We start from the raw sequence: 12,283 nt of genomic DNA, 5'->3' as shown, positions 1-12,283 counted from the left end.
TCCCGGCACAAGTGCTAACTTGCGCCTTGCTTGGCCCTCCCGGCCGCTTTTACCCCATTCTCATGCTCAACATCACCCTCCCCGACGGCTCCCAGCGCCAGCTGCCCGACGGCGCTACCGGCTACGACGTCGCCGCCAGCATCTCCGAAGGCCTTGCCCGCAATGCCCTCGCCGTCACCGTCAACGGTGACGTGCGCGACCTCCACCGCCCCCTGCCTGACAATGCGCAGGTTAGCATCCTCACCTGGAACGACACCGCCGGCAAATCCACCTACTGGCACTCCTCGGCCCACCTCATGGCCGAGGCCCTCGAAGCGCTGTACCCCGGCGTGAAGCTGGCCATCGGCCCGGCCATCGAAAACGGCTTTTACTACGATGTCGACCTCGGCGACGGCCGCAGCATCAGCAGCGAAGACTTCCCCGAAATCGAGAAGAAGATGCTCGAGCTGGCCAAAACGAAAAGCCGCTACGAGCGCAGGGACGTTTCCAAAGCCGATGCCATTGCCTACTTCACCGACAAGCAGGACCCCTACAAGCTGGAGCTGATTGACGGCCTCGAAGACGGTCAAATTACCTTCTACACGCAGGGCGGCTTCACCGACCTCTGTCGCGGCCCGCACATCCCCGACACCAGCACCATCAAGGCGGCCAAGCTCATGAACGTAGCCGGTGCCTACTGGCGCGGCGACGAGAAGAACAAGCAGCTCACGCGCCTCTACGGTATCACTTTCCCCAAGGCCAAGGACCTCACCGAGTACCTCGAACGTCTCGAGGAAGCCAAGCGGCGCGACCATCGCAAGCTGGGCAAAGAGCTGAAGCTGTTTGCTTTCTCCGAGAAAGTAGGAGCGGGGCTGCCCCTGTGGCTGCCCAAAGGCACCGCCCTGCGCGAGCGCCTCGAACAGTTCCTGCGCAAAGCCCAGGTGAAGGCCGGCTACCAGCCCGTCGTCACGCCCCACATCGGCTCCAAGGAGCTGTACGTTACCAGCGGCCACTACGAGAAATACGGTGCCGACTCGTTCCAGCCCATCAAAACGCCCAACCCCGGCGAGGAATTCTTCCTCAAGCCGATGAACTGCCCCCACCACTGCGAAATATATAAAACCGAGCCCCGCAGCTACCGCGACCTACCCGTGCGCTACGCCGAATTCGGCACCGTGTACCGCTACGAGCAGTCGGGCGAGCTGCACGGCCTCACCCGCGTGCGCGGTTTCACGCAGGACGACGCCCACATCTTCTGCCGCCCCGACCAGGTGAAGGAGGAGTTCAAAAAGGTGATTGACCTGGTGCTCTATGTCTTCAAAAACCTCGGTTTTGAAGACTATACGGCCCAAATCAGCCTGCGCGACCCCGAGAACAAAACCAAGTACATCGGCACCGATGAAAACTGGGTTCTGGCCGAAAGCGCCATCATTGAGGCTGCCGCCGAAAAAGGCCTTTCCACCACCACCGAATTGGGCGAAGCCGCCTTCTACGGTCCCAAGCTCGACTTCATGGTGCGCGACGCCCTCGGCCGCCGCTGGCAGCTTGGCACCATTCAGGTCGATTACAACCTGCCCGAGCGCTTCGACCTCGAATACGTGGCCTCCGACAACACCAAGCAGCGTCCCGTGATGCTGCACCGCGCGCCCTTCGGCTCGCTGGAGCGTTTCGTGGCCGTGCTCATCGAGCACTGCGCCGGCAACTTCCCGCTTTGGCTCACCCCCGAGCAGTTCATCGTGCTGCCCATCTCGGACAAGTACATCGACTACGCCAACGAGGTGAAAGCCCAACTGGAGCAGCGCGACCTGCGCGGCACCGTGGATGCCCGCGACGAGCGCATCGGCCGCAAAATCCGCGATGCCGAGATGAGCAAGCTGCCTTATCTGCTAGTGGTAGGGGAGAAGGAAGCCCAGGACAACATCATCAGTGTGCGCAAGCATGGCGAAGGTGACCTCGGCTCGATGCCGATTGAGGATTTCGTGAAAAGCGTGCAAAGTCAGATTGTAGAAGCCTACTAATCAGGCTATAATCTGGATAGGTGGAACGTCATGCAGAGCGGAGCGAAGCATCTTTACCGCAATACCATTTCTTTTAACCAGGATTACGTATTGCGGTAAAGATGCTTCGCTCCGCTTTGCATGACGTTCTTTAATTACGCAGGCTGTCAAATTGATTAGGCAATCCCCTTGCCTTTCCATTAAAAATGACGATATTTGCCCCTTGATACCCAGGTCTTACCCGGCCTAAACCACGCAGACTCTCATTCCCCGCCACTTTTTTAGCAGGAGGACCAAACCATAGCAGCTCCGAATCGTCGGTACGTGCCCCGCCAGCAGGTGGAAGAGCCGTTCAAAATCAATCAGAAAATCCTGGCCCGCGAGGTACGACTCGTCGGCGACAACGTCGAACAGGGTGTTTATCCAACAGACCAAGCCCGGAAAATGGCGCAGGAGCAGAATCTCGACCTCGTTGAGATTTCGCCTACCGCCACCCCGCCCGTCTGCCGCGTCATCGACTACTCGAAATTTAAGTACGAGCAGAAGAAGAAGACCCGCGAGCTGAAAGCCAAGCAGACCAAGGTCGTGCTCAAGGAAATCCGCTTCGGTCCCAACACCGACGAGCACGACTTCGCCTTTAAGGTAAAGCATGCTCAGGACTTTCTGCGCGAAGGCGCGAAAATCAAGAGCTACGTGCACTTCGTTGGTCGTAGCATCGTGTTCAAGGAGCGGGGCGAAATCCTGTTGCTCAAGTTTGCCCAGGCCCTCGAGGACCTCGCCAAAGTGGAGCAGCTGCCCAAGCTTGAAGGCAAGCGCATGTTCCTCTACCTGGCCCCGAAAGCGGCTGCCGTAGTGAAGCCCGCCGCCAAGCCCGCTGCTGCTTCCGATGCCAAGCCCAAAGCCCCGAAGCCCGCCGAGCCCAAGGCAGAGGTCATCGAAAAGCCCTCCGAAACGGCACCAGCACCCGCTGCCGACGCCGCCGAATAGATTTTACCCGGTTGAAGATGGCTTCCCGACCACTGGTCAGTCAGCAATCAACAATCAACAACCAACCCTCCAATACTTACTACAATGCCGAAAGTAAAGACGAAATCCGGTGCCAAGAAGCGCTTTGCGCTCACCGGAACGGGCAAGGTGAAGCGGAAGCACGCCTTCAAATCACACATCCTCACGAAGAAGACGACCAAGCAGAAGCGCGGCCTGACCCACACCGGCCTCGTGAGCAGCGCCGACATGAACCGCGTGCGCCAGATGCTGAATATCTAGGTAGTAAATGAGTAATTGGGTAAATGAGTAATTTATGACTCGCTTACCCAACAAACTTTACGCACTTATTCATTTACTCAATTACCATAAACCAGGCTTCCGGCCTTAAGACCTTCATCCGTCGCCGGCTGCCAAAAACTCTCTAGGTTATGCCAAGAAGTGTCAACCATGTGGCCTCGCGCCACCGCCGCAAGAAAATTATGCGTTTGGCGAAAGGCTATTATGGCCGTCGCAAAAACGTGTGGACCGTAGCCAAGAACGCCGTTGAAAAAGGCCTTCTCTACGCTTACCGCGACCGTAAAGTAAAGAAGCGCGAATTTCGTGCTTTGTGGATTCAGCGTATCAACGCCGGTGCTCGTGAGCACGGTCTGTCGTACTCGCAGCTGATGGGCGGCCTGAAAAAGGCTGGCATCGAGCTCAACCGCAAAGTGCTGGCTGATTTGGCCCTCAACCACCCCGAAGCCTTCAAAGGCATCGTGGAGAAGGCAAAATAACTGCCCCTGCGCGCTATCCACCAAGAAAACGCTGGCCCTTGGGTTCAGCGTTTTCTTGTTTTATCCCTTGTTGGTCTGGCCAGCTTGTCGGGTTGTTTCCGCTCCGTATCTGGTCAGGTAAGTCACTGACTAAAAGTACTGGAAACAAAAAACCGCTCCAGTACTAGACTGAAACGGTTTTCGACGTAGCGGGAGGCGGGCTCGAACCGCCGACCTCAGGGTTATGAATCCTGTGCTCTAACCAGCTGAGCTACCCCGCCGGGTTTTTTGTGGGTGCAAAGGTAACGTTACAAAAGGCCCCAAAGCAAGGTGCTGGGCCAAATAAAACTGTATTTCTTCTGTGTTCCGCTCGTTTTATCATTGCGGCGCTCAGCTTCCTTCGTCCTAGTCCTATGGCATTGCCTGATACTCAAACCAAAACGCGTTTTGTGGTAGAATTTCCCATCAACGCATCACCCAAAATTCTTTTTCCCTACCTGGCTACTGCCTCGGGCCTTTCGCAGTGGTTTTGCGACGATGTGCGCTACGTGGAGGGCCAGCGCCTCAATTTTATCTGGGATAATGACAATCATTACGCCGAAATATCAGGCCAGCGCTTGAATAAGGCAGTGCGCTTCGTATTTCTCGATGACCACCGCCAGTCGGTGCTCGATGCCAATTCCCTGGAGTTTACCCTCGATTCGTCGCAGGTGACCGACGAAGTGTACCTGCGGGTAGTTGACTACTCCGCCGGCCACGATGCCGCCGAGCAGCATGAGATGTGGGAAGGCCTCGTGGCCAAGCTGCGGGAGCAGGTGGGCGGCTAAGCGGCCCAATCCTTTCACAACGGTACTGCGGTACTTTTTTCTCTGAACTTTCGTTTCTGCGCTGGCGCACCTTTTGCGCCCTCAAGCGTCGCTCACCATGCTCAAAAAGCTCGATAAGCTTATTCTGAAGGCCTTTGCCGGCCCGTTTCTGCTCACCTTCGCGGTGGTGCAGTTTATTCTGCTCACGCACACCCTGCTCAAGTATCTGGACGATATCATCGGCAAGGATTTGGGTACGGGGGTGCTGTTGCAGCTGCTCTTCTATTTCAGCGTGCTTATCGTGCCCGTGTCGCTGCCGCTGGCCGTGCTGCTGTCCTCATTGATGACTTACGGTAACCTGGGCGAGCACCACGAGCTCACGGCCATCAAGGCGTCGGGTATTGCGCTCACGCGCATTCTGCGGCCGGTGCTGCTGCTCACGACGGGGCTGGCCATCGGCGCGTTCTGGTTCAACGAAACCATTGTGCCCAAGGCCAATCTCAAAGCCTACAGCCTGCTGTGGGACGTGCGCCAGCAAAAGCTGGCTCTGGACATCCGCGAAGGCGTGTTCTACAGCGGCATTCCCGGCTACACCATCAAGGTGGATAAGAAAACCGGCGAAAACGGCGACCGGCTGCACGGCGTCATGATTTACGACCACACCCAGAAGTCGGGCAACGCCACGGTGATGCTGGCCGATTCCGGCCGTATGTTCACCACGCTCAACGGCGGTTATCTGAACCTGGAGCTATTTCACGGCCACAACTATATTGAGCAGCCCGATTCCCGCGACCGCGCCGGGGCTAGCTTCGTGCGCCAGGGATTCGACCACAACGTCATCACTTTTTCGCTGGCTTCGTTCAGCCTGGGCCGCACCAAGGAAGACCTGTTCAAGGAAAACCGAATGATGCTCAATATTACGCAGCTCCGTTCCGCCACCGATTCGGTGCAGAAGAAAATGCATGCTGAGCAGCGTCAGCTTCCCCAGCAGATGAATGCGTACTACACCTTCGCACGATTTGATACCACCGGACGGCGGGCCAACCAGAAGGTGGCAAACCTCCAGGTACCCGCTACGAAGCTGGCCCCGGTTACCGTCTCCATTCTCCAGCAGGCAGGCAACCGCGCCCGCAACCTTCAGGCATTCGCCAATTCTACTTCCGAACGGCTCAATGACTACGCCCGCAACTCAGCCTTGTTCCGGATTGAGGTTTACCGGAAATACTCGCAGTCGGTGGCCGTACTGCTCATGTTTCTGATTGGGGCGCCGCTGGGTTCCATCATCAAGAAAGGTGGCTTGGGCGTGCCCATTCTCATTTCCATTCTCTTCTTCATCGTGTACTACGTGCTCAGCATCATGGGCGAGAAGTACGGCCGCGAGTTCGTGATGCCGGTAGGAGTGGGCATGTGGATGTCGAACTTGGTGCTGCTGCCGGCTGGCCTGTTCTTCCTCTACCAGGCCTACAACGACTCCGGCTTGCTGGAGATGGACTTCTGGCGGCGGCTGCCGCGGCGCCTAGGCATCCCGGCCCTGCGCAAAATCACGGAGCCCGAGGAAGAATTTGTAGCATAAGCAAGCTTATGCTACAAATTCCGCCGGCTCGCTTTCATCCTGTTTTTAAATTTCGTACCTTTGCGGCACCCCAATGTGTGGGGTAGTCAAATTTCTTTTTTCATCCTAAAATCTAAGACGGGGTAAGACCTATCAGCCGATGATTTTAAATACCGAAGCAAAACAGGCCATTTTCGAAAAGAACAGCCTGCAGAAAGTGAAAACCGATACCGGTTCGGCCGAGTCGCAAATTGCGCTCTTCACCCACCGCATCACTCACCTCACCGAGCACCTGAAGGTGAACAAGAAGGACCACAGCACCCGCCTGGGCCTTCTGAAGCTGGTAGGTAAGCGTCGCAGCATGCTGGACTACCTGCAGCACCGCGAAATCAACCGCTACCGCGCCATCATCAAGGAGCTGGGCATCCGTAAGTAATTTCGGAATCTGAGAGTAGGGAGCCTTCCAACGAAGGTTCCCTACTCTTTTTTTGTTCGGGTTGGTTTGGTGCCGAGGCCACCCCGAAAAGCTGTTTTACCATCGGCATACTGTTGTGTTTACCCTGAGTAACGAGGGCCGTGCGCGGTACTCGTTTTTGGCTGCTCGCCCGCTGTCGCTTTTCCAAGCAAATCCCGCTGATGTCCCATCCCCACGCCATTACCAAAACCCTGGCGCTGCCCGACGGCCGCGTTATCTCCATCGAAACCGGCAAGCTGGCCAAATTCGCCGACGGTGCCGTCGTGGTTCGCCTCGGCGATACCATGCTGCTCGCCACGGTGGTTTCGGCCCCGAGCCAGCGCGAAGGCGTTGATTTTCTGCCGCTGTCGGTTGATTATCAGGAGAAATTCGGCTCGGCCGGCAAGATTCCAGGTTCGTTCCAGCGCCGCGAAGGCCGCCTGAGTGACTACGAAATCCTGGTGTGCCGCCTCGTCGACCGCATCCTGCGGCCGATGTTCCCCAAAGACTACCACTACGAGGTGCAGGTGATGATTACCCTCATCTCGGCCGATAAAGAAGTTCAGCCTGATGCTTTGGCCGCCCTGGCCGCCTCGGCTGCGCTGTCGATTTCCGACATTCCGTTTGCTGGTCCGATTTCCGAAGTGCGCGTGGCGCGCATCGACGGTCAGTTCCAGATTAACCCCAAAACCTCCGACCTGGCCCGCGCCGACATGGACCTCATGGTAGGTGCCACCGCCGACTCCGTGGCCATGGTGGAAGGTGCCATGAAGGAAGTGAGCGAAGAGGAAATGGTGGCGGCCATTGCCTTCGGCCACGAAGCCATCAAGGCCCAGTGCCAGCTGCAGAAGGACTTGGCCGAGGCCGTGGGCCGCACCGCCGATTCGCCCACCCGCGAGTACCCCAAGTACGAGGAGAACGAGGAGCTGAAAAAGACCATTCTGGACGCCGTATACCAAGGCGCTTACGACGTGGCTCGCAGCGGCAACACCAGCAAAGGCGGCCGCAAGGAAGGCTTTGGCAAGGTGAAAAAGGCTGTGCTGGAGCACTTGCTGGCCGTAGATGCCGAGCTGAACATGAAGATGTTCAGCCGCTATTATGGTTCGGCCGAGAAGAAGGCTATCCGGGACATGATGGTGAAGGAGCGGGTTCGTCTCGATGGCCGTCAGCTCACCGAAATTCGTCCTATCTGGTCGGAAATCAACTACCTGCCCGGTGCTCACGGCTCGGCTATTTTCACCCGTGGCGAGACGCAAAGCCTGACCACTGCCACGCTCGGCACCAAACTCGATGAGCAAATCATCGACCAGCCGCTGGCCAAGGGCTACTCGAAGTTTATGCTGCACTACAACTTCCCCGGTTTCTCGACCGGCGAAGTGAAGCCGAACCGTGGCGCTGGTCGCCGCGAAATCGGCCACGGCAACCTGGCTCTGCGCTCGCTGAAGCAGGTGCTGCCCCCCGAAGACGAAAACCCCTACACCATCCGCATCGTGTCGGACATCCTGGAGTCGAACGGTTCCAGCTCGATGGCCACGGTATGCGCCGGCTCGCTGGCGCTGATGGACGCGGGCGTGAAAATCACGGGTGCCGTGTCGGGCATCGCCATGGGCCTCGTGCAGGATAAGGAAACCGGCGAATACGCGGTGTTGAGTGACATTCTTGGCGACGAGGACCACCTCGGCGACATGGACTTCAAAGTAACCGGCACCGAGAAAGGCATTTGCGCCTGCCAGATGGACATCAAAATCCAGGGCCTGAGCAATGAGATTCTGACTGCCGCGCTGCACCAGGCCCGCGCCGGCCGCCTGCACATCCTGGCCGAAATGGCCAAGACCATTGCTGCTCCGGCCGCTGAGTTGAAGGCTCATACGCCGCGCTCGCACAAGATGCTGATTGACAAAGAATTCATCGGTGCCATCATTGGGCCGGGCGGCAAGGTAATTCAGCAGATTCAGAAGGATACCAACGCTACGGTTATCATCGAGGAGAAGGACGAGAAGGGCCACGTAAGCATCTATGCCTCCAACCAGGAGGATATGCAGGGCGCCATCGACCGGATTCGCGCTATCGCGGCGCAGCCCGAAGTGGGCGAGGTGTACAAAGGCAAAGTGCGCAGCATTCAGCCCTACGGCGCTTTCGTGGAGATTATGCCTGGCAAAGACGGCCTGCTGCACATCTCGGAAGTGACGCACGAGCGGATTCAGACGCTGGAAGGCTTGTTGGAAGTGGGGCAGGATATTGACGTGAAACTGGTGGAAATCGATAAGAAAACTGGCAAGTACCGCTTGTCGCGCAAGGTGTTGCTGCCCAAGCCGGAAACGGCCGCCGCCAGCAACGGCGAAGCTCAAGCGTAGTCAGGCGGATAGTCCGAACTAATGTCGGAGGAAGCCTGTTGGCTACCTCTGACTTAGGGGACTGTCCGAACGGCTTTTTCTTTCGTATAACCCCATCAGATATCGTTCTTACCTAGTCCCCAATGAGACAGCTAAAAATTAGTAAGCAGATTACCAACCGCGAAAGCCAGTCGCTGGATAAATACCTCCAGGAGATTGGCAAGGTTGATTTGCTCACGCCCGATGAGGAGGTGACGCTTGCGCAGCGCATCCGCGACGGGGACCAGCAAGCACTGGAAAAATTGACTAAAGCCAATCTGCGTTTTGTTGTGTCGGTTGCAAAACAGTATCAGAATCAAGGTCTTAGCCTAGGTGACCTCATCAACGAGGGCAACCTCGGTCTCATCAAAGCCGCCAAGCGCTTTGACGAAACCCGGGGCTTTAAATTTATCTCGTACGCCGTTTGGTGGATTCGCCAGTCGATTCTGCAGGCCCTGGCTGAGCAGAGCCGCATCGTGCGTCTGCCCTTGAACCGGGTGGGTTCGCTGAATAAAATCAGTAAATCCTTCTCGGAGCTGGAGCAGAAATTCGAGCGTGAGCCTTCGCCCGAGGAAATTGCCGAGGTTTTGGAGCTGACTACTTCGGAAGTAGTGGATACCCTGAAAATCTCGGGCCGCCACGTATCGGTGGATGCTCCGTTTGTGCAAGGTGAGGAAAACCGCCTGCTCGACGTGCTCGAAAACGAGGACGAGGATTCGCCAGACATGGCCCTGATGAACGACTCGCTCCGCAAGGAGGTGCAGCGCGCCCTGAGCACGCTCACCAAGCGCGAAGCGGACGTGATTACGCTCTACTTCGGTTTGAACGGCGAAGCCGCTTTGACATTGGAAGAAATCGGCGAGAAATTTAACCTGACCCGCGAGCGGGTGCGTCAGATTAAGGAGAAGGCGATTCGTCGGTTGCGGCACACGTCGCGCTCGAAGGCGCTGAAGCCTTATCTGGGCTAATCAATTAGTTTTGCAGAATGGAAAACCCCGACCGTCAGGTTGGGGTTTTTTGTAAAACATGCGCGGCACGCTTTGGCTTGCTGTAAGAATTCTATTTTGAAAATCACATTCACAGACGGCAAGCCAACACTTACCGCACAATGCAATGTCTGAACACATCAAATGCCTGATTATCGGCTCCGGCCCAGCCGGCTACACCGCCGCCATCTATGCCGCCCGTGCCAATATGGCCCCCGTTATGTATATGGGTTTACAGCCGGGGGGGCAACTCACCATCACGAATGACGTGGAGAACTTTCCTGGCTACGCCGATGGCGTGATGGGTCCGGAAATGATGGAGGACCTGAAAAAGCAGGCCTCGCGCTTTGGAACTGATATCCGCTACGGCATTGCCACGGCGGTGGACTTCTCGGTGACGCCACGCAAAATTACGATTGACGAAAGCCTGGAGTTGACTGCCGATACCGTGATTATTGCCACGGGCGCTTCGGCCAAGTGGCTGGGCATCCCGTCGGAAGCGCGGCTGAATGGCTCGGGTGTTTCGGCCTGCGCCGTGTGCGATGGGTTCTTTTATCGCGGGCAGGAAGTGGCCATTGTAGGCGCGGGCGACACAGCGGCGGAGGAGGCAACTTACTTGGCCAACCTGTGCAGCAAGGTGACCATGATTGTGCGCAAGAGCGAGATGAAAGCCTCAAAAATCATGCAGCAGCGCGTGCTCGACAACCCCAAGATTGAGGTGCTGTTCGATACCGTGACGGATGAGATTCTGGGCGAGCACGCGGTAGAAGGGGTACGCGTGAAAAACGTGCTGACCCACGAAACCCGCGAAATTGCGCTCACGGGCTTCTTCATAGCCATTGGCCACGATCCGAATTCCACCATTTTCCAGCCCTACCTGCACCACGATGAGCAGGGCTACCTGAAAACCATTCCCGGCACCAGCAAAACCAACGTGGATGGCATCTTTGCCTGCGGCGATGTGCAGGACTTCACCTATCGCCAGGCCGTGACGGCCGCCGGTACCGGCTGCATGGCCGCACTGGATGCCGAGCGCTACCTGGCCGCCATGGGCATACACTAAATTCGTTCTTTGGGCGTCGTGATGGATGCAGTGAGGCATCTTTACCGCAGTAGTAAATTCTGTTGATTGAATTACTTGTGCGGTAGAGGTGCTTCCTCTCTGCTTTTATGTGCAGAATATTGAGCATGACGTTCAGTAATCAAGCAAAAAAACCTGCTTTTGACTTTCCTGAAAACAACTTTTTGGCGCCCGGCGCTGCTCCTGCTGGCGCTCCTTTGCCTGCTGGCGGGGCTGAGCCCGGCCCAGGCGCAGAAGCGCAAGGCTCCGCGCACCAAGGCCAAAGCCGGCAGTACAACTGGCAAATCAGACTTTTTCCGCATCAAAACGCCCCGCATGCGCTATGTGCGGCCGGATACTACTACGGTTATTGAAACTGAGGAAATCCCCGACGATAATTCGGACGCCGCGAAATCCATTTATTTCAACCCGGCCAAAAAGCTCAGCATTGTGAGCGAAGACACCACGACGCTGAACGAAGGCGGCCAGGAAATCGTGGAGATGTCGGATGAAGTGCTCATTGATTCGTCGTGGGTGAAGGTGGCCGGCTACTATTCTATCTGGGACACGCACCGCGTGAACCCGTACCGCGTGGACGGCCGCAGCTACCGCGACTCGCTGAGGCTGCACCTCACCGACCCCAACCGCCAGCGCTACGCTAAAATGCCGCTTTTGTCTACGCCCATTACCTCGGGCTTTGCCTTCCGGGGCTACCGCTGGCACTACGGCATGGACCTGGACCTGGAAACCGGCGACTCGGTGAAAACGGTGTTCGACGGTGTGGTTCGTATTCAGGCCTGGGACGGCGGCGGCTACGGCAACTACATTCTGGTGCGTCACTACAACGGCCTCGAAACCGTGTACGGGCACCTGAGCAAGGCGCTGGTAACGGTGGGCACCTTTGTGAAAGCCGGCCAGCTTATTGGCTACGGCGGCAGCACAGGGCGCAGCACGGGCTCGCACCTGCACTTTGAGGTGCGCTACCAAGGCAACCCCATCAACCCGGTGCTGATGTATGACTTTCCCGGCTACAAGCTACGGAAGGACAATTTTACAATTACCGCAGCCCTGTTTAACTACTACAGCCGGGCCGTGGGGCATCGCAGCAGCGGAAGCCACAGCAGTGCGCCCTCGCGCGCCCGGCAGGTGGTTACGCACAAAGTGCGCTCCGGCGATACCCTGTCGGAAGTGGCTGAGCGGTACGGAGTACGTGTCAGTACCCTGAAAAAGCTGAACCCGGGATTGAAAACGTTGCAGCTCGGCAAAAAGCTGCGGGTCAAGTAGATAGCGGGTTTTGTGGGCTAACTGTGACTTTGCTGATTTCTTTTGGCGATGCAG

10 protein-coding genes, 1 tRNA gene and 1 pseudogene are annotated in these 12,283 nt (G+C 57.1%); 11 read left to right on the top strand and 1 reads right to left on the bottom strand.

Annotated elements, in window-relative coordinates; translation table 11 throughout:
- Positions 1-62: 62 nt before the first annotated feature.
- The 4 genes and pseudogenes from thrS to rplT all read left to right on the top strand — a co-directional run bounded on the left by thrS (position 63) and on the right by rplT (position 3,736).
- Complete coding sequence (gene thrS, locus KQ661_RS13765) at positions 63-1,997, top strand: threonine--tRNA ligase (RefSeq protein ID WP_216688871.1); 1,935 nt, start codon at positions 63-65, stop codon at positions 1,995-1,997.
- A gap of 279 nt (positions 1,998-2,276) precedes the next feature.
- A pseudogene (gene infC / locus KQ661_RS13760) lies at positions 2,277-2,834 on the top strand (translation initiation factor IF-3); the annotation flags it as partial.
- A 213-nt stretch (positions 2,835-3,047) separates the two neighbouring features.
- Entirely contained in the window at positions 3,048-3,242 is a 195-nt protein-coding gene (gene rpmI, locus KQ661_RS13755; protein ID WP_046242504.1) for a 50S ribosomal protein L35, read from the top strand.
- Between the two features lie 149 nt (positions 3,243-3,391).
- Positions 3,392-3,736 carry a 50S ribosomal protein L20 gene (rplT, locus tag KQ661_RS13750; protein ID WP_168672944.1) on the top strand — a complete coding sequence of 115 codons (345 nt, stop codon included), beginning with the start codon at positions 3,392-3,394 and terminating at the stop codon, positions 3,734-3,736.
- Positions 3,737-3,922: 186 nt separating this feature from the next.
- On the opposite strand, the gene KQ661_RS13745 is transcribed toward rplT, so the two are convergent.
- Positions 3,923-3,996, bottom strand: a tRNA-Met gene (locus KQ661_RS13745).
- A 138-nt stretch (positions 3,997-4,134) separates the two neighbouring features.
- Here KQ661_RS13745 and KQ661_RS13740 point away from each other — a divergent pair.
- The 7 genes from KQ661_RS13740 (at position 4,135) to KQ661_RS22900 (ending at position 12,229) form a co-directional block, all read left to right on the top strand.
- Complete coding sequence (locus KQ661_RS13740; RefSeq protein WP_235726979.1) at positions 4,135-4,542, top strand: START-like domain-containing protein; 408 nt, start codon at positions 4,135-4,137, stop codon at positions 4,540-4,542.
- A gap of 73 nt (positions 4,543-4,615) precedes the next feature.
- Positions 4,616-6,094 carry an LptF/LptG family permease gene (locus tag KQ661_RS13735; protein ID WP_235726978.1) on the top strand — a complete coding sequence of 493 codons (1,479 nt, stop codon included), beginning with the start codon at positions 4,616-4,618 and terminating at the stop codon, positions 6,092-6,094.
- A 139-nt stretch (positions 6,095-6,233) separates the two neighbouring features.
- The gene (gene rpsO / locus KQ661_RS13730; RefSeq protein WP_208172960.1) at positions 6,234-6,509 is read left to right on the top strand and encodes a 30S ribosomal protein S15; all 276 of its coding nucleotides are present in this window, start codon (positions 6,234-6,236) and stop codon (positions 6,507-6,509) included.
- A 200-nt stretch (positions 6,510-6,709) separates the two neighbouring features.
- Complete coding sequence (gene pnp, locus KQ661_RS13725) at positions 6,710-8,881, top strand: polyribonucleotide nucleotidyltransferase (RefSeq protein WP_216688868.1); 2,172 nt, start codon at positions 6,710-6,712, stop codon at positions 8,879-8,881.
- Positions 8,882-9,003: 122 nt separating this feature from the next.
- The gene (locus KQ661_RS13720) at positions 9,004-9,867 is read left to right on the top strand and encodes a sigma-70 family RNA polymerase sigma factor (RefSeq protein WP_216688867.1); all 864 of its coding nucleotides are present in this window, start codon (positions 9,004-9,006) and stop codon (positions 9,865-9,867) included.
- Positions 9,868-10,012: 145 nt separating this feature from the next.
- Positions 10,013-10,948: a thioredoxin-disulfide reductase gene (gene trxB, locus KQ661_RS13715; protein ID WP_216727283.1), complete on the top strand. Its 936-nt coding sequence runs from the start codon at positions 10,013-10,015 to the stop codon at positions 10,946-10,948.
- A 159-nt stretch (positions 10,949-11,107) separates the two neighbouring features.
- Positions 11,108-12,229, top strand: a complete 1,122-nt coding sequence (locus KQ661_RS22900) for a M23 family metallopeptidase (protein ID WP_317196113.1) — start codon at positions 11,108-11,110, stop codon at positions 12,227-12,229.
- Positions 12,230-12,283 lie beyond the last annotated feature (54 nt).

The organism is Hymenobacter siberiensis (assembly GCF_018967845.1).
Taxonomy (GTDB): Bacteria; Bacteroidota; Bacteroidia; order Cytophagales; family Hymenobacteraceae; genus Hymenobacter; species Hymenobacter siberiensis.
This window is presented reverse-complemented; position numbering and strand designations above follow the sequence as displayed.

Excerpts from the sequence above, each read along its gene's own strand:
- KQ661_RS13720 (WP_216688867.1), top strand. The coding sequence starts at position 9,004 with ATGAGACAGCTAAAAATTAGTAAGCAGATTACCAACCGCGAAAGCCAG.
- trxB (WP_216727283.1), top strand. The coding sequence starts at position 10,013 with ATGTCTGAACACATCAAATGCCTGATTATCGGCTCCGGCCCAGCCGGC.
- rpsO (WP_208172960.1), top strand. The coding sequence starts at position 6,234 with ATGATTTTAAATACCGAAGCAAAACAGGCCATTTTCGAAAAGAACAGC.
- pnp (WP_216688868.1), top strand. The coding sequence starts at position 6,710 with ATGTCCCATCCCCACGCCATTACCAAAACCCTGGCGCTGCCCGACGGC.
- rpmI (WP_046242504.1), top strand. The coding sequence starts at position 3,048 with ATGCCGAAAGTAAAGACGAAATCCGGTGCCAAGAAGCGCTTTGCGCTC.
- thrS (WP_216688871.1), top strand. The coding sequence starts at position 63 with ATGCTCAACATCACCCTCCCCGACGGCTCCCAGCGCCAGCTGCCCGAC.
- rplT (WP_168672944.1), top strand. The coding sequence starts at position 3,392 with ATGCCAAGAAGTGTCAACCATGTGGCCTCGCGCCACCGCCGCAAGAAA.